Below are 20,849 nucleotides of genomic sequence, written 5' to 3'. Positions count from 1 at the left end.
TCCCGGCTCCGAAGCCCCGTTCTTCAAAGCCGACAGCAGGTCAAGGACAGCCGACAATAGAATCACGCGAAGCGGATCGATCTAGGCATCGATGTAGTGCATCAATAACGTTCCCGCAAGCCAATAAACCTCGCGATGAATACGTTCAGCAGCGAAATATTGGACTTCTTTTGGCGTGTTCATGGTAACCAAAATGTGCACCGCGCCCTGATCCTGCTCGCGTTGGTTGTCTCCTGCTCACCAATGCGGCACCGGACTGGCGCTTGCAGGGCAGGAACGGCGGATATGCCTCGGCATGACGAAGAAAAGTTGCGATGGCATCAAGATGCACGAACGATGATGCTGATAGCCGGACAATATCATTGCAGCGTCAATGCTTGCGCCAAGCTTGCGCCTCGACAGGCCTCGGATGCGGGCCTATGCCGAGTATCCAGCCTTCCGACGAAGTGATGAGCATGACCATGGCCAAGCATATCCCCGCCCCGCCGCGCGCCGAAGCCCATCCCGAAAGCAGAATCGTGCACGGATTGGTACTTCGTGACGATTATGGCTGGTTGAGGGCCAGCAACTGGAAAGACGTGTTGCGCGATCCCACCGTCCTGCCGGCCGAGATCCGCAGCTATCTCACGGCCGAGAACAGGTACTCGCGGGCGCTGATGGCCCCGACGCGCGAGCTGCAGAAACAGCTCGTCAAGGAGTTCCGCGGCCGGATCAAGGAGGACGATGCCAGCGTGCCGCAGCCGGACGGGCCGTTCCTCTACTATTCGCGCTATCGCCGCGGCGGCGAGCATCCGCTGATCTGCCGCAAGCCGCGCGCTTCCGCAGCCGGCAAGGCCGCGCGCGAGCAGGTCATGCTCGATGCCGACGCGCTGGCGAAGGGCAAGGATTTCTTCGATCTCGGCGATGCCGCGCATAGCCCGGACCACAAGCTCCTGGCCTGGAGCGCCGACGAGGCCGGCTCCGAACTCCATACGATCCGGGTGCGCGACCTTGCGAGCGGGAGCGATCTCGACGACCGCATCGTCGACACGACTGGCGAGATCATCTGGGCTCGCGACGCGCGCTCCTTCGCCTATGTCCGACTCGATGCCGACCACCGCCCCTCGCGGGTCTACCGGCACTGGCTTGGAAGCGAGCAGGCCAAGGACGAGTTGCTGCATGACGAGCAGGATGCCGGCATGTTCGTCGATATCGACGAGACCCAGTCCGGCCGCTTCCTGCTGATCTCGATCAGCGACCACGAGACCTCCGAAATCCGCATCGCCGACCTTGCCGAGCCCGAGGCCAGGCCGGTGACGATCGCGCCGCGCGAGGTCGGGCGGCAATACAGCGTCGACCATCACGGCGAGGATTTCCTGATCCTGACCAATGCCGACGGGGCGGAGGACTTCAAGATCGTCACCGCGCCGGTGGCCGATCCCGCGCCACGGAACTGGCGCGACCTCATTCCGCATCGGGCCGGGCGGCTGATCCTGAGCCATGTCTGCCTGAAGGGTCGCCTGATCCGGCTGGAGCGCGAGGAGGGCCTGCCGCGCATCGTCATCCGCGATCTCGCCAGCGGCACGGAAGGCAGCATCGCCTTCGAGGAGGAGGCCTATGGGCTCGGCCTCGATGCCGGCTACGAATTCGAGACCGACACGCTGCGCTTCATCTATGCCTCGATGGCGCGACCGGCCGAGACCTATGATTACGACATGCGCAGCGGCGAGCGCACCCTGCTGAAGCGCCAGGAGGTGCCCTCGGGCCACGATCCCGCGGCCTATCGGGTGCGGCGTATCTTCGCGACCGCGAAGGATGGCGCCAAGGTGCCGGTCTCGCTGCTGCACCGGGTCGACACGCCGATCGACGGCTCGGCACCGTGCCTGCTCTACGGCTATGGCTCCTACGGCTCGGCGATGTCGGCCTCGTTCCGGACCAATCCGCTCAGCCTGGTCGATCGCGGCTTCGTCTATGCCATCGCCCATATCCGCGGCGGCACCGACAAGGGCTGGCGCTGGTATCTCGACGGCAAGCGCGAGAAGAAGACCAACACCTTCACCGATTTCATCGCGGCCGCCGAGATGCTGGCGGATGCCGGCTTCACCGCACGCGGCCGCATCGTCGCCCATGGCGGCAGCGCCGGCGGCATGCTGATGGGCGCGATCGCCAACATGGCGCCCGAGTTCTTTGCCGGCATCGTCGCGGAAGTGCCCTTCGTCGACGTGCTCAACACCATCCTCGACGACACATTGCCGCTGACCCCGCCGGAATGGCCGGAATGGGGCGATCCGATCCGCGACATCAAGGCCTTCCACACGATCCGCAGCTATTCGCCCTATGACAACGTCAAGCCGCAGGCCTATCCGCCGATCCTGGCGATGGGGGGACTGACCGACCCGCGCGTGACCTATTGGGAGCCGGCAAAATGGGTCGCGAGGCTGCGTGCGACGATGACCGGCGGCGGCCCCGTCCTGCTGCACACCAATATGGAAGCCGGCCATGCCGGCTCGGCCGGGCGCTTCGACTCGTTGAAGGAGGTCGCGCTGGCCTATGCCTTCGCGATCCAAGCCGTGGAGGGCGGCTGGCCGGACGCCGTCATGGCTGCGAGCTGAGCAGCGCTTTCGAGCTGAGCGCCCTGGTACCGCTCAGCTTCCGAGCCGGCTCTTCTCGCTGGCGAGATAGGTTTTCAGCTCGTCCATCGAGGCGAAGCTGTACTCGCCATCCGGCGTGCGGGCCTTGATCGAACCGTCCGCATACATGGTGAAATGCGTGTCGCCGACCTGATAGGCGCCGACGACGCCCTCGTCCGAGGCGGCCGGGCGTGGCGGCTCGGCCGGCTGCGGCGCTTCCACTGCGGTCTCGGCCTCATCCGCGACGACCTCGTCGGCGGCCTCGGCAGTCGGCTCATCAGCCTGAGCTGCCTCTTCAGTCGGCGCGTCCTCCGCCCCGGTCTCATCCTCGGGCTCGGATTGCGGCGTTTCCTGCTCGGACGGCTCGTCGAATGTCGGCTCGCGCCGGCCGAAAACGGGGGGCGGCGCCCAGGCCTCGGGCGCGGCCGGCTCGGCCTCGCGCTGCTCCTCGACCGTGTCCTCGGGCTCCGCCGGCTTCAACGGCGGCTGCGGCCCGAGCGTCAGATGCTGGCGCAGCGAGGCAAGGTCATCGGCCTCGCCGCCCGCGCGCTCGGAGGTCGCTTCCGAGGTGCGGCCGGCGCCAAAGCGCGGCCACCATGAGCGCCGCGGCTCGGGCGCGGCGACGGGAGGCGGCTCGACCGGTTCGACGGTGGGCACCGGCTCGACCTGCAACTCGGGCTCCCTCTCCTGGGCGGGAATCTCGTGCTCGCGTTCGGTCGGCAGAGCATGGTCGGCCGCGATCGCGGCGAAGATATCGTCCTCGGGCGCCTTGTCCCGCTGCGGCTCAGCCGCAATCGGCTCGGGCTCGGCCTCTGGCTCAGCCTCTGGCTCCGGCTCCGGCAGTGGTTCGTGCGCAGCAGGCTCGCGCCCAGGATGGGACGCGGCATGGGACAGGGCCTCGTCATCAGTCCCCCTGGTCGCGGCAACGTCGAGCAGCGCCTCGTCGAAGATATCCTTCGCGACAGGTTCCGGCGCCTGCGGTTCAGGCTCGTCCCGAGTCGGGGAAACCGGTTCTGCGGTCGATGGCTCATCCTCGCGCCGAGCGATCCCGCGCTCGGCCATTGCCGTCGCCAAGGCGCCGCCGGCGGCAGCGAGGCCTGCACCGGCCGCGACGGTGCCGAGACCCGGCAGCCTGCTCTCCGATGGCGGCGGCTCGGGAAAAGTCGGCGCGCGCTCTTCTTCAATGGCTGCCCGCGGCGTCGGTTCAATGGCTGCCCGCGGCGCCGGCTCGCCCTGTAGCCCCACAGCCGAGAGCAGCGACATCGCGCGCAGCTCCGTCCTGACGCGGCGCAGCTCGATCAGGAGCCAGGCCAGGCCAAGCAAGATCACGCCGCCCGTCGCCGCAACGGTGCCAATAATCACCTGCGTGAAGCCACGCTCCAGCACCAGATATGGCCAGCCATCGACAATGGCTCCAACGCCACCGACCAGGAAAGACAGGCCCAGCAAGACGAAGATCGTGATCAACCCAGCATCCTCAGCAAGGCATCGACGGGAACGGCGGCACCGATTCCATCAGATTAGCCTCTAACTTATTGAATAAGAGACAATTTCACAAATCGTGACTGATCGGGCCGCAAAAGCCGGCGCGCCGCGAGCATGACCATATCGCGACTGCGTCCCAGCTTCTCCGCGGAATGCATGATGTTTGCTCGCTACTGGCGGTTGCCGGTGGCCGGCCGCGGGCTTAACTAGCGGGTGGAATGGCGGGAGGTTCCGCCGGAGCCGCCAGGTTCCAAGCCGTTCAAGACGAAGCCATTCTCAGCAGTGCGATTTGACAGCCCAAGGAGAGGCACGATGTCCTTTACCCTTCCCGACCTGCCCTACGCCCATGATGCGCTCCAGCCCTTCATGTCGAAGGAGACGCTCGAATACCATCACGACAAGCACCACCAGGCTTATGTGACCAACGGCAATAACGCGATCAAAGGCACGGAATTCGAGGGCAAATCGCTCGAGGAGATCGTCAAGGGCTCCTATGGCAAGAACCCGGCCGTGTTCAACAATGCCGGCCAGCACTACAACCACCTCCATTTCTGGAAGTGGATGAAGCCCAATGGCGGCGGCAAGCTGCCGGGTGCGCTGGAGAAGGCGATCACCGACTCGTTCGGTTCGGTCGACAAGTTCAAGGAAGATTTCGTCGCCGCCGGCGTCGGCCAGTTCGGTTCGGGCTGGGCCTGGCTCGAGGTCAAGGGCGGCAAGCTCGCGGTCAGCAAGACCCCGAACGGCGAGAGCCCGCTCGTCCATGGCGGCACGCCGATCCTCGGCGTCGATGTCTGGGAGCACTCCTACTACATCGACTACCGCAACCGCCGTCCCGACTATCTCAAGGCCTTCCTCGACAGCCTGGTGAACTGGGACTATGTCGCGGAGCTCTATGACGGCGCCAAGGCCTGAGCCTTCAGCGACGGTTCGAATGCGGACGGGGCCCTTGCGGGCCCCGTTTTCGTTTGGGCGATGCCCTTGCGTCATTGCGAGGAGGCGCGGCCGGCTGAGCGATCCGGGGCGCCGGGCGCCAGCCCTGCTGGATGGCTTCGCTACGCTCGCAACGACGCTGAAGCGAAATCTTCAGGCCGCGACGCTGCGCAGGAACTGGTCGACCGTGGCGCGCAGGCGCAGCGCCTGCGCCGCGACCTCGCCCGCCGCGCCGCGAACCTGCTCGGCCGATTGCCCGGTCTCCTCGACGCTGTCGGCAAGCACGCTGAGATCGCTCGACACGGAAAGCGCCGAGGTGCTCGCCATGGCGACGCCGCTGGCGATCTCGCCGGTGGCAATGGCCTGCTGCTCGATCGAGGTCGCGACCGCATTCGCGAAATTCTCGATCGCCCCCATGCGCTCGGCAATGTTGTGAATGGCGAAGACGACCTCGCCGGTGGCGCTCTGGATGGCGCCGACCTGGCTGACGATGCGGTCGGTCGCATCGGCGGTCTGCGAGGCGAGGCTCTTCACCTCGGACGCGACGACGGCGAAGCCGCGCCCCGCCTCGCCCGCGCGGGCAGCCTCGATGGTGGCGTTGAGCGCGAGGAGATTGGTCTGCGCCGCGATATCGCGAATGAGGTTCACCACCTCGCCGATGGCGCGGGCGGTCTCGTCCAGCGCCTGGACCGAGCTTGCCGTGTCGCGCGAGATCGAGGCGGCCTCGACGATCTCGGTGCGCACGCGCCGGACCTGGAACTCGACCTCGCGAATGGCGGCGCCCATTTCCTCGGCGGCCTGGGCGGCGTTCTCGACATTGCCGGAGGCGCCATGGGAGTTCTGCGCGGCGCGGGCGGCACGCTGCGAGGATTCCGCCGCGACCCGGGCAAGCCCGTCGGAGGCCTCGCTCATGCGCTCGGCATTGCTCTTGAAGGCTTCGAGCGCAACGCCGACCTCGGCGCGGAACAGCGCAATCGCCTCGTCGACGCGCTGCTGGTGATGGCGGCGCTCGACCTCGTTGACATGCTGCTTTTCCTGCAGGGCGGCGCGCTCGGCGAGGCGCAGCTTGAGGATTCCGAGCGCATGTGCGATCGCGCCGATCTCGTCACGCCGGCCCATCGCGTCGATCTTCGTGTCGAGATTGCCGTCGGAGATGCTGACGATCGCGTTCGTCATGCTCTTCAGCGGCTTCATCGTGCGCGAGAGCGAAATCCAGAGCAGCGGCCCGAGCACGAGCAGGATCAGGATGCCGAAACCGATCGTGACGAATTGCTCGAAGGCGGCGCGCGCCACGAGGCGGCTCTTGTCGAAGCGGATGGCGATATAGCCGATCTGCTTCTTGTGGCCACCGACCTTGACCACATGAAGCCGGGTGATGAAGGTCTTGTCCTCGAGTTCGGTCGAGGTCTGGTCCTTCAGCACGTCCCAGGGGTCGCGGCCGAGCGCCGCGGCAAGCGCACGCGGCGTCAGCGAGAGCCGGGCCTCCTCGTTGCGGCCGGCGCTGGCGAGCGTCGAGACGTCATCGGCCACGATGCCGGCATCGAAATCCGGATCGCGGCGCAGCGACTCGAGGATATAGCCGAGCGTCGTCGTATCGCGCGCGAGGATCAGGGCGGGAGAGGCATTGACCACCATCGTGGTCAGGGCCGTCATCTTCTGCTCGAGATCGCCGCGCGTCTTGGCGTCGTTATAGCGCGCGACCGCGATCACCACGAAGAGGATCGCCACCGCGACAATGGCAACCGCGGCCCCGGCGATCTGGCTGCCGAGAGAACCGCTGGAGCCTTCCTTGACAGCCATTCGCTGCGCAATCGAAGCGGCCGCACCCGCTCGCTTTAGCCAAGTCATCGCGCAGACATCTCCGCCGGAGGCCTCACAGGATCCGAACGGAACGGACCAGGTGGCAGCAATTTGACGGAACCCGGTAAATATTCGATTGCGTCGCCGATAGCGCGGCCGGTCAGGACAGAGCTGCGAAGCGGGCCATCTCCAGCCCCGGAGGCGGCACGAAATCCTTCAACGCCGCATGTTCGAGCGGGCGTGTCGCGACCACCGGATCGAGCCCCAGCAATTCGTCGTCGACATGGCCGGGATGGCACATGACGAGATGGGATGGGCCGGGCCGGACCAGGAAGCGGCGCAGATCGCTGGCGAAGTCGCGCTCCGGATCGAAGGGCGCGACGCCGGAGAAGCCGCGATTGACCTTGATGCCGCGGCGCAGGGCCTGCCCGCGCAGGCCGAACGCCAGGCCGGCGATGACCAGCGCCTTGCCGACGGCAACGCCGCGCGCCCGGATAGCGGCGGACGAATCGGCGGGGTCGCGCAGATAGACGCTGCCCTCCGGATAGCGCCGCTGGATCGCCGACAACACCGCGCCGCGCACGCCGGGCAGGACATGGACATGCTGATGGCCGTCGACAAAATCGGGCGCGCGGCCGAGCGCGGTCTCGAATGCATCGAGCTGCCGCGCAATCTCGGCGGCGATCTCGGCGCGTGCCTCGCGCGATGAGGCGGCCGCCTTGGCGACGTCGCCCAGCGCGCGAAACTCCCCGCCCGGGGCGAGGCGCCGCATCGGGCTGAGCGGGGCGGCACAGGTCAGGTTGAGGTGCAGGCCGAGATCGGCCCGGCCGGAGAAAGCGGCAAGCTCGCCGGCGAATCGTTTCCAATGCGGCCGGCTGGTCATGGCGCCGGTCGCGGTGAGCGCGCCCAGCGCCAGCAATTCGAGGATCGAGCGGCTGATGCCCTCCGTCAGCGCGAAATCATCGGCGCAAAGAACGAAGCGGGTGGCCATGGGCTCGTTATCCTGGGTTCATCTGCGCTGGTGTATGCAGCCGGCGCAGAGCGTGCGGGCACGGCGGGCCCAGGTGCTCTAAATGACAATTTAGGCAGGCCGAGTCACCTCTCCGGTGGCGAGGCGGGCTCCGTGGCCGGAGCGAAAGGTCGAGCGTGTCCGAAGTCCTCACCCAATCCCGTCCTGTATCGCAGGGCCCGGCCGCCACGCGGCCGGAGCTTTCGATCGTCGTGCCCGTTCACAACGAGGCCGACAACCTGCCGCTGCTGGTCGAGCGGCTGAAGGCGGTGCTCGACAAGGAAGTACGGTCCTGGGAGCTGGTTTGCGTCGACGACGGCAGCCGCGACGGCACGCTTGCGGTGCTGCGCCTGCTGAATGCCAACGACAAGCGCATCAGCGCGGTCTCGTTCAGCCGCAATTTCGGCAAGGAGGTCGCGATCGCCGCCGGGCTCGACCATGCCGCCGGTGACGCCGTGGTGATCATGGACGCCGACCTGCAGCACCCGCCGGAGACGATCCCGCTCTTCCTCGCGAAATGGCGCGAGGGCTATCTCAACATCTACGGGCAGCGGGCCGACCGCGAGGGCGAGGGCCGGCTCAAGCGCAATTTCGCCAAGGCCTTCTACAAGCTCTTCGCCAGCTTCGGCGAGATCGAGCTGCCGGAGGGTGCCGGCGATTTCCGCCTGCTCGACCGCAAGGTCGTCGATGCGCTGCGGGCGCTGCCGGAGCGGGCCCGCTTCACCAAGGGGCTCTATGCCTGGGTCGGCTTCCCCGGAACGGGCGTCACCTTCGAGGTGGCCGAGCGCGAGCATGGCGTCAGCAAGTTCCGGTTCGGCAAGCTGTTCAGCTTCGCGTTCGACGGGCTCTCCTCCTTCTCGACCGTGCCATTGAAGATCGCGACCTGGATCGGCGTGGCGATCGCCGTGATCTCGACGCTGACGGCCGCTTTCTTCCTAGTCCGCACGCTGTTCTTCGGCACGGACCTGCCCGGCTTCCCGTCGCTGATCGTCTCGATCATGTTCTTTTCCGGCATCCAGCTGATCTCGCTGGGCATGATCGGCGAATATGTCGGGCGAATCTTCGCCGAGGTGAAGCGCCGGCCGCTCTACCTGATCGGCGAGCGGGTCGGTTTCGACGCCCGCACCGTGGACCATCCGCGCGGCGACGCATTGCCGCCGCTGATCCGTTGAGAATCGGGTAGACTCCTGCCGCTCTCGCCATGAGGGCTGAGGCCTCGTCGAGCCCGAGAGTACAATGTTCAGAAAGATCCTGTCGGTCGGCGGCTTCACGCTGCTCTCGCGCCTGAGCGGCTTCGTCCGCGACGTCGCGCTTGCCGCCGTGCTCGGCGCCGGCGCGATGATGGATGCGTTCTCGGTGGCGCTGCGACTGCCGAACCATTTCCGCACCATCTTTGGCGAGGGCGCCGTCAACCAGGCCTATATCCCGGCCTATGCGCGCGTCCGCCAGCAGGCCGGCGAGGCGGCCGCGGCGCTCTTCGCCAACCGGATCTTCTCGCTGAACCTGATCGTGCAGGTCGTGCTCCTCGCGCTCGCCCTGCCCTTCATGCCGGAGATCGTGCGCCTGCTCGCGCCCGGCTTCAGCGACGATCCGCAGCGCTTCGAGCTCGCCGTCTCGCTGACGCGGATCACCTTCCCCTATCTGCTGTTCATCACGCTGGTGACGCTGCTTTCGGCCAATCTCAATGCGATCGACCGTTATGCGGCAGCGGCCGGCGCGCCGATCCTGCTGAATGTCTGCCTGATCGCGGCGCTCGCCATCGCCTTCCTGTTCCCGGGCGCGGCCTATGCCGCCGCCTGGGGCGTCGCGATCTCCGGCGTGCTGCAATGGCTGCTCGTCGCCGTCGATGCGCAGCGGGCCGGCGTCGGTGCGGCGCTGGTCGCGCCACGGATCGATGCCGATGTGAAGAGCTTTCTCAGGGCCTTCGGCCCGGCCGTGATCGGCTCGGCCGGCGTGCAGATCGCGCTCTTCGCCGACACGATCATCGCCTCGCTCCTGCCGCGCGGCGCCTATTCGGCGCTCTACTATGCCGAGCGACTCTACCAGCTGCCGATCGGCGTGATCGCGATCGGCGTCGGCACGGTGTTGCTGCCGACGATGAGCCGCTTCATCGCCGCCGGGAATGTCGAGGCGGCCGACAAGGCGCAGAACCGGGCGGTGGCACTGACCCTCGTCATGGCCGCGCCCTTCGCAGCCGCCTTCCTCGCGATCCCCGAGCTGATCGTCTCGGCGCTGTTCGAGCGCGGGCGCTTCGATGCGGCGGCGAGCCAGGCGGCCGCCGCCGTGCTCTTCGCCTATTCGGTCGGGCTTCCCGCGATCGTGCTGATCCGCAGCCAGGTCTCGGCCTTCCAGGCGCGCGGCGACACGACGACGCCGATGATCGTCTCGCTCGCCGCGATCGCCTGCAATGTCGCGCTGAAGCTGCTGCTCTGGCGCGATTGGGGCGCGCCGGGCCTCGCGCTCGCCACGGCAGCCGGGGCCTGGATCAATCTCGGGGCGCTTTTCGTGCTGGCGCTGAAGCGCGGCTGGACGAAGCCCGACAGGCAATTGCCGCTGCTGATCATGATCACGCTCGCCGGCTCCGTCATCGCCGCGGTCGCGGCGCGGGTGCTGACGCCCGTGCTGCTGGTCGAGCTGGCCCGTATTCCCGCGGAGGCGAAGCTGGTGACGCTGGCGGCGGTCGGCATCGTCGCCGGCCTGATCTATCTGGTGGTGGCGCTTGGCGGGCTGAAGGCGGCCCGGCTGATCCGGCTGCTGCGCTGAAGCCACCGAATTCCCCGCCCGGCCGAAGCCAGGGCGGAGAAGCTGATATGCCCCGGTCGCAAGCCGTCGGGGCCGTTGCGGTCTCAGGCCGTCTTGCTATGCGCGAAGTCCATGTAGAGCTCGCGCGCCCTGCGGAACATCGGGCCGGGCTGCAGCTCGCGGTCGTCGATGCGGTAGATCGGCATGACCTTGGAATAGTTGCCGGTGCTGAAGATCTCGTCGGCCTCGACGAAATCCTGATAGCGCAGGCTGGTCTCCTCGACCGGGACCCCGTCCTGCCGCAGCAGGCCGATGGTGCGCTGGCGGGTGATGCCGTTGAGGAAGGTGCCGTTCGGCGCCGGCGTCTTCACCATGCCGTCCTTGGCGAAGAAGATGTTGGAGGTGCCGGTCTCCGCGACATTGCCGAGCATGTCGAGCACCAGCGCGTTGTCGAAGCCGCGCGCCTTGGCCTCGCGCAGGACGCGGGCATTGTTGGGATAGAGGCAGCCGGCCTTGGCGTCGGTCGGCATCGTCTCGAAGGTCGGACGGCGATAGGCGCCATGCGTCACCGAGAAGCCCTTGCCGGGGTCGCCCATCGGCGCCTCGAACAGGCAGAGCGCAAACTTGGTCGACTCGGGCTCGCCAATGATGGTCGAGGGACCATCGGCCTCGGCCCAGTACATCGGCTTGATGTAGAGCGCCGTGCCGCCGGCGAATTTCTTCACACCCTCGGCGGTCCTGGCGATGATCTCCTCGGCCGTGACGGTGGCCTTGAGGCCGAGCGCGACGGCCGAGCGGTTCACGCGGGCGGCGTGACGGTCGAGATCGGGCGAGACGCCATCGAAATAGCGGGCGCCATCGAAGACGCTCGAGCCCTGCCAGGCGGCATGAGTACGCGGTCCCATGATGCCGGGATTGCCTTCGAGCCACTCACCCTCGAACCATGTCCAAGTCTGCGTATACCAAGCCATGCTATCCCCGTTCGGTCAGCGTTGTTTGCCCGCACCGTCTGCCCGCGGTGGCGTGGCGTCAACATGGCGCGGATGATGTGATGTGATGGGTGCGATCGGAACGGGTGATGGATCACCAGCCGAGCGCACGCAGCCCCGAGATCACCCCCATGCCGACGATCAGCGCCAGCAGCTCGCTGCGGCGCAGCACCATGCTGCCGATCGCCGCAAGCAGGGCGAGCGCAGCGGCGAAGCCGAGGCGCTCGATCAGCGGCAGCACGGTCGCGACCACGATCGAGCCCGGCAGCGCCGCGAGCCCGCGCCGCACATGCGGGGTGAGCGGGATGAAGCCCATCAGCACCACGCCGGAGATGCGGCAGAGATAGGTCGCGACAGCCATCGCGCCGATGGCTGCGAGCGCACCCCAGAGGACCGGATCAGGCACGGTCATCGCGGAAGGCTCCCACGAGCGCGCCGCTCAAGGCGCCGACGATGATGAAGGCATAGCCCTCGACCAGCTTGGCCGTGACGAGCGCGACGATGCCGGCGACGATCCAGGGCACCGCGGCGCTGCGGCCGCGCCAGAGAGGCACCAGCATCGAGGCGAAGAAGATCGGCATGACCAGGTCGATGCCATAGCGGCGCGGATCGGCGACGAGCGAGCCGAGCAGGTAGCCGGGGATCGTCGCAAGGATCCAATTGATCCAGATGATGAAGCCGGCCCCGAAGAGCACGCCGAGATCGCGCCCGCCCTCGGCATGGTAGCGTGTGCCGATCAGCCAGTTCGCATCGGTGAAGAAGAACAGATGCAGGGCGTTGACGAGCTTAGGATAGGGGGCGAGCCAGGGCTGCAGCGAGGCGCCCTGAAGCACGAGGCGGGCATTGACGGTCGCGGTGACCACCGCGAGCCCGGCGATCGCACCCCAGCTCCATTCCGGCCGCCAAAGCTCGATGGCGACGAGCTGCGACACGCCGGCATAGACGAAGGCGCTCATCATCACGGTTTCGAGCAGGCTCAGCCCCTTGGCCGAGGCGGCGGCGCCGAACGCGACCGCGAAGACCACGAGCCCGGGGATCAGGACCAGGGCGCTGCGGGCGCCCTGCACGGCGCCATGCCAGGTGAGAATGGGCCCCGCCGTCTTGCGGGAGGGTTCTTGAAGCGAGGACATGCGTCTTCCAAAGGACCAAGCCGGGACGAGGTCAACGCGCACCGGCGGTGCGGGCGCATGAACCGGGCGCAGGACGGCCCAGCTTCGACAAGTACGAGGACAAGCCGCGGCAGCAGGATTAGCTTGGAACGATGATCTGGCTGACTTCCCCCGACGCGACCGCCTCTACCCTCCCCGCCGGCTGGCTGATCGATAGCGGCGAACATCCACATGGTCTGACGGAGCGCTCGGCCCTGCGCCGAGAAACGGCGCGCCGGCTGATCGCGCGGCAATTCAACCTGGAGCATGGCGAGGTCGAGATCGAGCATGACGAGCGCGGCAAGCCGATCCTGCGCCATCCGGCCGGAACCGGCCTGCATCTCTCGCTGGCGACGCGCGCAGGGCTGGTCGCGGTGGCGCTGGCGCATGACCCCGTCGGAATCGATGTCGAGCGGATCGATCCCGACATCGAGCTGCCGCTGACGTCGCTGCATCCGCAGGAGAGCGAGGCCCTGCTTTCCCTGCCCGTCCCCGCCAGGCCGCTCGCCTTCGCCCAGCTCTGGAGCGCCAAGGAAGCCTATGTGAAGGCGCTCGGGCTCGGCTTCGCGCGGGCGCCGGAGAGCTTCGCGGTCACATTGCTCTCGACCGAGCAATTCGAGGTCAGCGACCCGAACAGGCCGGGCGTCATCGCCGGCACGGGCCGCACCATCGAAAACGGCGGCCAGGGAACCCTGGCCGCCGCGATTGTCGTTCTCGCCTGAGGCCTGAGCCTCAGCCGGGCTGGTTGACCGGCTTGCTCTTCAGCATGAAGCCCGCGGCGCAGACAATGAGCGCACCGATGACCGCGCCCACATAGTGCGGCGTATCTGCCGGAGCCATGCCGAGCGGATTCTCCTCGACCGGAACGGTCTTGACCCAGGTCGGCATATTGACCTGCAGCCACTGCAGCACCGCGATATCGCCGAGGATCATCTCGGCCGCGATCCAGCCCAGAAGCGCCGCGCCGAGCCAGATCAGGATCGGATAGCGCTCGATGATCGTGGTCAGGAGCTGGGCGCCCATGATGATCAGCGGGATGGAGAGCAGCAGACCGAAGATGAAGAGCTCGACATGCCCCTTCGCCGCGCCGGCGATGGCGATGACATTGTCGAGGCTCATCACCGCGTCGGCGATGGCGATGGTGCGCACCGCCTTCCAGAGGCTATCGCTGGCCGCGATATCACCATGAGATTCCTCCTCACCCTTGGCGAGCTTGATGGCAATCCAGAACAGCAGGATGCCGCCAATCAGCTTGAGGTAAGGCACCCCGAGCAGCCAGGTGACGACCAGCGCGAAGAGAATGCGCAGGCCAACAGCCGCACCGGCGCCGAGCCAGATGCCAAGCTTGCGCTTGTTTTCGGGTAGCGAACGGCAGGCGAGCGCGATCACGACCGCGTTGTCTCCGGACAGCAGCAGATCGATCCAGATGATCTGCAGCAGCGAAACCCAGAATTGGCTCGACGAGAAATCCATGTGTCCTTTGTTCCCCTTGTTACGTGGTCAGGTGACGGGATTGGGCTGGCGCGACTTCTTCAGGAAGTAGCCCAGGCCAACGACGAGCAGCGCGCCGAGGATGGCGGCCGGATATTCGAGCGCATGCAGGGTCGAGGCGCCGAATTGCTCGATGAGCCAGGGATCGCTGTCGAACATCTCGCCGGCGACCCAGCCAAGCAGCGCCGCGCCGGCCCAGACCAGGATCGGGAAGCGGGTGAGCAGGCTGGTGATCAGCGAGGCGCCGACGACGATCAGCGGAATCGAGATCAGCAGGCCGATGACGAGCAGCGGCAGCGAATCCTTGGCGACGGCGGCGATGGCCAGCACGTTGTCGAGGCTCATGACGATATCGGCGATGGCGACGGTCTGCACCGCCTTCCAGAGCTTGCTGTTGGCGGCGATCGAGTCCTCGTCGCTCTCGCCATCCTCGACGACGAGCTTCACCGCGATCCAGATCAGCAGACCGGCGCCGATGATGTGCAGGAAAGGCATGTTCAGCAGCGAGGCGATCGCCACCGTGAAGACGACGCGCAACAGCACGGCGACGCCGGCGCCGAGCGCGATGCCAGTGGCGCGCTGACTGGGCGCCAGAGCCCGGCAGGCGAGCGCGATCACGACCGCGTTGTCACCCGACAGCACGATGTTGAGCGCGATGATCTGAAACAGTTTTCCCCAGATCAGGGGGTCGGCAAAGGAGGTGAGCAGATCCATAGCCGTGGGCCTTTCCTATAGGTAGTGCGTTTCCGTGGTTCAGACGGCCCCAAGAGCGAGGCCGCCTCTCCTTCAGCCGAGAGCCTGTTCGACCGCCTTGCCGGCGGCTTCGGTGCTGAGCTTGCCGCCGAGATCGCGGGTGCGGGTGCGCTCGTCGCCGAGCGCACGTTCGATAGCGGCCTCGATCGCCTTGGCCGCGTCATGCTCGCCGAGATGGTCGAGCATCATCGCCCCCGACCAGATCTGGCCGACCGGGTTGGCGATCCCCTGCCCATAGATATCCGGTGCCGAGCCATGGACCGGCTCGAACAATGAGGGGAACTCGCGAGTGGGATTGATGTTGCCGGACGGCGCGATGCCGATCGTGCCGGTGCAGGCCGGGCCGAGATCCGAGAGGATATCGCCGAACAGGTTGGAGGCGACGACGACGTCGAACTTGTCGGGGTTCAGCACGAAATGCGCTGTCAGGATGTCGATATGGTACTGGTCGACGGTCACGCCCGGATAGTGCCGGGACATCTCCTTCACCCGCTCGTCCCAGTAGGGCATGGTGATCGAGATGCCGTTCGACTTGGTGGCCGAGGTCAGCTTCTTGCGCGGCCGGCGGCTCGCCAGCTCGAAAGCGTATTTCAGCACGCGGTCGACGCCGACGCGGCTCATGATCGTCTGCTGGGTGACGATCTCACGCTCGGTGCCGCCATACATGCGCCCGCCGACCGAGGAATACTCGCCCTCGGTGTTCTCGCGCACGACGAAGAAGTCGATATCGCCCGGCTTGCGGCCGACCAGCGGGCCGGGCACGCCCGGCATCAGGCGCACGGGGCGCAGGTTGACGTATTGATCGAACTCGCGGCGGAAGAGCAGCAGCGAGCCCCAGAGCGAGACGTGGTCGGGCACCTTGTCCGGCATGCCGACAGCGCCAAAATAGAGCGCGTCATGGCCGCCGATCGTCTCCTTCCAGTCGTCGGGAAGCATCTGGCCGTGCTTCTCGTAATAATCGACCGAGGAGAAATCGAAATGGTCGAGCCGGAGCTCGAAACCGTATTTCTTCGCGGCGGCCTCGAGCACGCGCACGCCTTCCGGCATGACCTCCTTGCCGATGCCGTCACCGGGGATGACGGCGATACGATAGACGCGATTGGTCCCGGGCTTACTGGGCGCGGTCATGGGGTCTCTCCTAGAAAGGCCGTGAATTCGGCGGCAACGAGGTCGGGGACCTCTTCCGCCAGGTAGTGCCCGCCCGGCAAGGCGTGGCCACGCACATCCTGAGCACGCAGCCGCCACAGCGCCAAGGGGTCGAAGCACCGGCCTATGATCCCGTTCGCGCCCCAGAGCGCGAGCAGGGGTTGCGTCAGCTTGCGCCCGCCATCCTCGTCGTCATGACGGATGTCGATGGTGGCGGCGGCGCGGTAATCCTCGCAGCTGCCATGGATCGTCGCCGGATCGGCGAAGCAGCGCAGGTAATGAGCGAGCGCCTCCGGCGCGAAAGGTGTCAGCCCGGCCGAGCCGGAGCCGCATTTCTTGCGCCAATAGGCCTCCGGATCGGCGCCGATCATCCGCTCCGGGAAAGGCGCCGGCTGGATCAGGAAGAACCAGTGCCAATAGGCGCGGGCGAAGGCGTCGCCGGTATTGGCGTACATCTCGCGCGTCGGCGCGATGTCGAGCGTGGCGAGGCGCGTGACCCGATCGGCATGATCGAGCGCCAGGCGATGGGCGACGCGGGCGCCGCGGTCATGCGCGCCGATGGCGAAGCTGGCATGGCCGAGCGCGCTCATCACCTCGACCATGTCCTGCGCCATGGCGCGCTTGCAATAAGGCAGGTGCTCGGAATCGGTCGCCGGCTTCTCGCTGTCGCCATAGCCGCGCAGGTCGGCGCAGACGAGGGTGAAGCGGTCCTGCAGGCGTGCCGCGACCTTGTGCCAGAGCACATGCGTCTGCGGGTAGCCGTGCAGCAGGAGCAGCGCCGGCCCCTGCCCTCCCGTGCGCACGCGGATGCGCGCGCCCGATGTCGCGACATCGAGCAGGCGGTAGCCGGGGAAGAGCGCATCTTCGACGGGGCGTTCGATCAGGGTCATTCAGAACGGCAGCATTGCAACAATCCTAAAGCCGATAGCCTGATCTATCGGCGATTTCGTGCGCGGATTATTACACAATATGTTATCAATAACGGGGCCGGCAGGCGCGCAGCCGCCAGCACCGCGGGAGCAGCGCCCGCGTCATGGCCGCCCTTGCGGCGGCCGGCAATGCCTTCAATCGTGAAAGCTGGTGTTCAGGCCGCGGATGCTCGGGACGAGCCCGGGCATGGCGGCTGGCGGCCGGCTCAGCCCCTGAGCGCGGCGCCGTAGCGCTTGGCCATCTCGGCCACGATCTTGGCGCCGACCGCCTCGATCTCGGCATCGGTCAGGGTCTTCTCGACCGGCTGGAGCGTGACCGCGAGCGCGATCGACTTCTTGCCGGCCTCGACACCCGGGCCCTCATAGAGGTCGAAGACCGAGACGTCGGAGATCAGGTTGCGGTCGGCATTCTGCGCCGTCTTCTGCATGTCGCCGGCCGCGACCTTGCCGTCGACGATGAAGGCGAAATCGCGCGTCACCGGCTGGAAGCCGGACAGGACGAGCTTCGGCTTGACCTTGGTCGGCTTGTACTTGGGCGGCGGCAGTGCATCGAGATGGATCTCGAAGGCGACGAGCGGTCCCTTGACGTCGAGCGCCTTCAGCACCTTCGGGTGGACCTCGCCGAAGGCACCGACCACGCCCTTCGGGCCAAATTGCAGCGTCGCCGAGCGGCCGGGATGGGCCCAGGCCGGGCCGCCGGCCACGGTCTGCAGGCCGCCGACGGGGATGCCGAGGCCGGAGAGCAGCGCCATCAGATCGGCCTTGGCATCGAAGACGTCGACCGGCTTGGCCGCGCCGTCCCAATGGCGGCCGACGCCGTCGAGCCGGGCGCTGCCGCGGCGCAGGCCGGCGGCGGCGATGAGCTGGCCCTCCGGCTCGTCGCTCTGGAAGACCTGCCCGACCTCGAACAGCGCGACATCGCCGAAGCCGCGATCGGCATTGGCCTGGGCCGAGCGGATCAGCCCCGGCAGCAGCGAGGGCCGCATATCCGAGAGATCGGCCGCGATCGGATTGGCGAGCGCGAGCTTGGGCGAGCCGCCGCCGAAAAGCCTGGCCGCATCGCGCGAGATGAAGGACCAGGTCACGGCCTCGACCAGGCCACGGCTGGCAAGCAGGCGCTTGGCGGCGCGGGTGCGCTTCTGCAGCACGGTCAGGACCGGCTTGATCACCTCGTCCTTGATGCGCGGCAGCGGCGTCGGCTCGACGCGGTCGAGCCCGGCGATGCGCAGGATCTCCTCGACCAGATCGGCCTTGCCTTCGACATCGCCGCGCCAGGACGGCGCCGCGACCTTGACGCGCTCGCCCGCGCCCGAGACGTGGAAGCCGAGCGAGGTCAGCGCCAGCTTCATCTCGACCTGCGGCAGCTCCAGCCCGGTGAGGCGCTTGACCTCCGACCACGGGAAGTCGATGGCGCCCTTGGACTCGGGGATCTCGCCGGCGAAGACCATCTCGGAGGCCTCGCCGCCGCAGAGATCGAGGATCATCGCGGTGGCGAGATCGAGGCCCGGCTTGCAGAAATCGGGGTCGACGCCGCGCTCGAAACGGTAGCGCGCGTCCGAGTTGATGCCGAGCGCGCGGCCGGAACGGGCAATGTTGAGCGGGTCCCAGAGCGCGCTCTCGACGAGCACGTCGACGGTGTTCTCGTCGCAGCCGGAATGCTCGCCGCCCATGATGCCGGCGAGCGACTCGACGCCCTCGGCATCGGCGATCACGACCTGCTCGTCGGTCAGCGTGTAGGTCTTGCCGTCGAGCGCCAGGATCTGCTCACCGGCCTTGGCGCGGCGCACGGTGAGATCGCCCTTGACCTTCGCGGCGTCGAAGACGTGCAGCGGCCGGTTGCGGTCGAAGGTCATGAAATTTGTGATGTCGACCAGCGCGTTGATCGGGCGCAGGCCGATGGCGCGCAGGCGGGCCTGCAGCCAGTCCGGCGAGGGCCCGTTCTTGACGCCGCGCACCAGCCGCAGCGCGAAGGCGGGGCAGAGCTTCCTGTCGTCGGCGGCGAAGTCGAGCTTGACGTCGACCGGGCACGGGAACGAGCCGCGGACCGGCTGGACCTGCGGCGTCTTCAGCTTGCCGAGGCCTGACGCGGCGAGGTCGCGCGCCACGCCGGCAATGCCGAGCGCATCGGCGCGGTTCGGCGTGACCGCGATCTCGATCGTGGCGTCGTCGAGCCCGGCATAGACGGCATAGGACATGCCGACCGGGGCATCCTCAGGCAGGTCGATGATGCCGTCATGATCGTCGGAGAGCTGAAGCTCGGCTTCCGAGACCAGCATGCCGTTCGACTCGACGCCGCGGATCACACCCTTGCCGAGCGTGATGTCCTTGCCGGGGATGTAGCTGCCCGGCGGCGAGAAGACGCCCTTCATGCCGGTGCGGGCATTGGGCGCGCCGCAGACGACCTGCACGGGCTCGCCCGAGCCGGTATCGACCAGGCAGACGCGCAGGCGATCGGCATTCGGGTGCTGCTTCGCCTCGACGACATAGGCGATGGTGAAGGCCGAGAGCGCCTTGGCCTTGTCCTCGACATCCTCGACCTCGAGCCCGACGCGCGTCAGGGCCTCGGTGATGGTGTCGAGCGTCTCGGAGGTATCGAGATGGTCCTTCAACCAGGACAAAGTGAACTTCATGACCGTCCGTCGCTTCTCAGATTGACAGGGGACAGAGTCGGGACGGCATCGTTGAGCTCGTCCTCGCCATCCGTCTTGATCTTCATTTCATTGCCGCGCCAGCTCACCTCGCCGGCGACGAAGGCATAGGCCCAGATGCCGGGAAAGAGGATGTCGCGCGCCAGCAGCGCGAAGGGAAAGCGCCAGGAGATGAACCAGCCGACGCCATGGGCGAGCAGCATCTCGCCGACATACCAATGCAGCAGCACGAGGCCGACCGCCTGCCAGGCCGTGAAGCCGAAGGCCGCGGCGGCGAAGCCCGCGAGGATGCAGGGGATCAGCGGCCCGGACAGGATCTCCGGCAGGAAGAAGGGCAGGAAGGTGACCCGGCGCAGCCGCGCCCAGCGGAACTGGCGCTGGACAACGTCGTAGAGGCTGCGCGTGCCGAGCGGCTGCTCGAAGGGCTGGCCGACGAGATGGACATGCTTGCCGGCCTTGCGCACCAGCTTGGTCGCCGCCGCATCCTCGGCGATCTCGGCGGCAAGAGCGGCAATGCCGCCATTGGCGTCGAGGAAGGGCTTGTTCCAGAGCATCGACTTGCCTTGGGCGAAGCCGAAGCCGAGCGCCTCGCCGGCATATTGCCAGCGCGCCTGGAAGGTATTGAGGAAGGCGCATTCGATCTCGGCGAAGAAGCCGTCGGGCCGCGAGCCGACCGGCGTCGAGCAGACCAGCCCGGAATCGGGCCGCCAGGAGGCCATCAGCCGCTGGATATAGTCCTTCGGCATCAAAACGTTGGAATCGGCGAGAATGACCCATTCGGTCTCGGCCGCATCCCAGCCCTTGACGCAGTTATTGAGCTTGGGATTGGCGCTGACCGCGACGTCGCCGACGATCAGACGCAGCTTCCGGGCGCCGAACTCGGCGATCAGCTCATTGACCAGCGGTACGATCGGATCATGCGCGTCGGCGACGCAGATGATCGTCTGGCAGTGCGGATAGTCGAGCCTCAGGCCCGAGCTCAGGGTTTCGCGGCTGAAAGCCTCGATGCCGCGCACCGGGCGCACGATCGTGACCGGCGGCAATCGATCGAGCAGGGCCGAGCCCCTCTGCGGGCGGCGCAGGCGCCAATAGGTGATGGCCAGACAGACGAGATTCATCACGACCATGAAGGCCGCAAGCGAACCTGCCCATTCCGCCGCGCTCATCCTG

17 protein-coding genes are annotated in these 20,849 nt (G+C 67.0%); 5 read left to right on the top strand and 12 right to left on the bottom strand.

Annotation, left to right across the window (positions count from 1 at the left end; all coding sequences use genetic code 11):
• The first annotated feature begins 455 nt into the window (after nucleotides 1–455).
• Nucleotides 456–2,591 (top strand): S9 family peptidase, encoded by a 2,136-nt coding sequence (locus EV560_RS32630; RefSeq protein ID WP_465247064.1) that lies wholly within the window; start codon nucleotides 456–458, stop codon nucleotides 2,589–2,591.
• 33 nt (nucleotides 2,592–2,624) lie between these two features.
• Here the strand turns inward: EV560_RS32630 and EV560_RS32625 are convergent, their stop codons facing one another.
• Entirely contained in the window at nucleotides 2,625–4,076 is a 1,452-nt protein-coding gene (locus tag EV560_RS32625) for a hypothetical protein (protein WP_131860030.1), read from the bottom strand.
• Nucleotides 4,077–4,406: 330 nt separating this feature from the next.
• Between EV560_RS32625 and EV560_RS32620 the strand changes: the two genes are divergently transcribed.
• Entirely contained in the window at nucleotides 4,407–5,006 is a 600-nt protein-coding gene (locus tag EV560_RS32620) for a superoxide dismutase (RefSeq protein ID WP_131860029.1), read from the top strand.
• A 171-nt stretch (nucleotides 5,007–5,177) separates the two neighbouring features.
• Here the strand turns inward: EV560_RS32620 and EV560_RS32615 are convergent, their stop codons facing one another.
• Together EV560_RS32615 and EV560_RS32610 are read right to left on the bottom strand one after the other, a co-directional pair.
• Nucleotides 5,178–6,824, bottom strand: a complete 1,647-nt coding sequence (locus EV560_RS32615; protein WP_165923749.1) for a methyl-accepting chemotaxis protein — start codon at nucleotides 6,822–6,824, stop codon at nucleotides 5,178–5,180.
• Nucleotides 6,825–6,984: 160 nt separating this feature from the next.
• The gene (locus EV560_RS32610; protein WP_131860027.1) at nucleotides 6,985–7,815 is read right to left on the bottom strand and encodes a ChbG/HpnK family deacetylase; all 831 of its coding nucleotides are present in this window, start codon (nucleotides 7,813–7,815) and stop codon (nucleotides 6,985–6,987) included.
• Nucleotides 7,816–7,970: 155 nt separating this feature from the next.
• On the opposite strand from EV560_RS32610, the gene EV560_RS32605 reads away from it, so the two are divergent.
• Both EV560_RS32605 and murJ read left to right on the top strand, forming a co-directional pair.
• Nucleotides 7,971–9,005: a glycosyltransferase family 2 protein gene (locus tag EV560_RS32605; protein ID WP_131860026.1), complete on the top strand. Its 1,035-nt coding sequence runs from the start codon at nucleotides 7,971–7,973 to the stop codon at nucleotides 9,003–9,005.
• 64 nt (nucleotides 9,006–9,069) lie between these two features.
• Nucleotides 9,070–10,596, top strand: coding sequence for a murein biosynthesis integral membrane protein MurJ (gene murJ / locus EV560_RS32600; protein ID WP_131860025.1), 1,527 nt, complete (start codon nucleotides 9,070–9,072; stop codon nucleotides 10,594–10,596).
• 83 nt (nucleotides 10,597–10,679) lie between these two features.
• Here the strand turns inward: murJ and EV560_RS32595 are convergent, their stop codons facing one another.
• The 3 genes from EV560_RS32595 to EV560_RS32585 form a co-directional block, all read right to left on the bottom strand.
• Nucleotides 10,680–11,546, bottom strand: a complete 867-nt coding sequence (locus EV560_RS32595) for a branched-chain amino acid aminotransferase (RefSeq protein ID WP_131860024.1) — start codon at nucleotides 11,544–11,546, stop codon at nucleotides 10,680–10,682.
• 112 nt (nucleotides 11,547–11,658) lie between these two features.
• Nucleotides 11,659–11,976, bottom strand: coding sequence for an AzlD family protein (locus EV560_RS32590; RefSeq protein WP_131860023.1), 318 nt, complete (start codon nucleotides 11,974–11,976; stop codon nucleotides 11,659–11,661).
• Nucleotides 11,963–12,694 carry an AzlC family ABC transporter permease gene (locus EV560_RS32585; RefSeq protein ID WP_131860022.1) on the bottom strand — a complete coding sequence of 244 codons (732 nt, stop codon included), beginning with the start codon at nucleotides 12,692–12,694 and terminating at the stop codon, nucleotides 11,963–11,965. Before EV560_RS32585 ends, EV560_RS32590 begins: the two co-directional genes overlap by 14 nt.
• Nucleotides 12,695–12,825: 131 nt before the next feature.
• Here EV560_RS32585 and EV560_RS32580 point away from each other — a divergent pair, with 131 nt between their 5' ends.
• Complete coding sequence (locus EV560_RS32580) at nucleotides 12,826–13,434, top strand: 4'-phosphopantetheinyl transferase family protein (protein WP_131860021.1); 609 nt, start codon at nucleotides 12,826–12,828, stop codon at nucleotides 13,432–13,434.
• Between the two features lie 10 nt (nucleotides 13,435–13,444).
• Here the strand turns inward: EV560_RS32580 and EV560_RS32575 are convergent, their stop codons facing one another.
• The 6 genes from EV560_RS32575 to EV560_RS32550 form a co-directional block, all read right to left on the bottom strand.
• Nucleotides 13,445–14,185, bottom strand: coding sequence for a TerC family protein (locus EV560_RS32575; protein ID WP_131860020.1), 741 nt, complete (start codon nucleotides 14,183–14,185; stop codon nucleotides 13,445–13,447).
• A gap of 27 nt (nucleotides 14,186–14,212) precedes the next feature.
• On the bottom strand, nucleotides 14,213–14,917 hold the full coding sequence (locus EV560_RS32570) for a TerC family protein (RefSeq protein WP_131860019.1): 705 nt from the start codon (nucleotides 14,915–14,917) through the stop codon (nucleotides 14,213–14,215).
• Nucleotides 14,918–14,989: 72 nt separating this feature from the next.
• A complete protein-coding gene (locus EV560_RS32565; protein ID WP_131860018.1) occupies nucleotides 14,990–16,084 on the bottom strand; it encodes a tartrate dehydrogenase in 1,095 nt (364 codons plus the stop codon).
• The gene (locus EV560_RS32560) at nucleotides 16,081–16,992 is read right to left on the bottom strand and encodes an alpha/beta fold hydrolase (protein WP_131860017.1); all 912 of its coding nucleotides are present in this window, start codon (nucleotides 16,990–16,992) and stop codon (nucleotides 16,081–16,083) included. Before EV560_RS32560 ends, EV560_RS32565 begins: the two co-directional genes overlap by 4 nt.
• 245 nt (nucleotides 16,993–17,237) lie before the next feature.
• Complete coding sequence (pheT, locus tag EV560_RS32555; protein ID WP_131860016.1) at nucleotides 17,238–19,661, bottom strand: phenylalanine--tRNA ligase subunit beta; 2,424 nt, start codon at nucleotides 19,659–19,661, stop codon at nucleotides 17,238–17,240.
• Nucleotides 19,658–20,845, bottom strand: coding sequence for a glycosyltransferase (locus tag EV560_RS32550; RefSeq protein WP_131860015.1), 1,188 nt, complete (start codon nucleotides 20,843–20,845; stop codon nucleotides 19,658–19,660). Before EV560_RS32550 ends, pheT begins: the two co-directional genes overlap by 4 nt.
• Nucleotides 20,846–20,849: the final 4 nt, after the last annotated feature.

It is taken from the genome of Allobosea sp. BK604 (assembly GCF_004341515.1).
In the GTDB taxonomy this organism is placed as follows: domain Bacteria; phylum Pseudomonadota; class Alphaproteobacteria; order Rhizobiales; family Beijerinckiaceae; genus Allobosea.
Note: the sequence above shows the minus strand (reverse complement) of the source record. Positions and strands in the feature narration are given on the sequence as shown.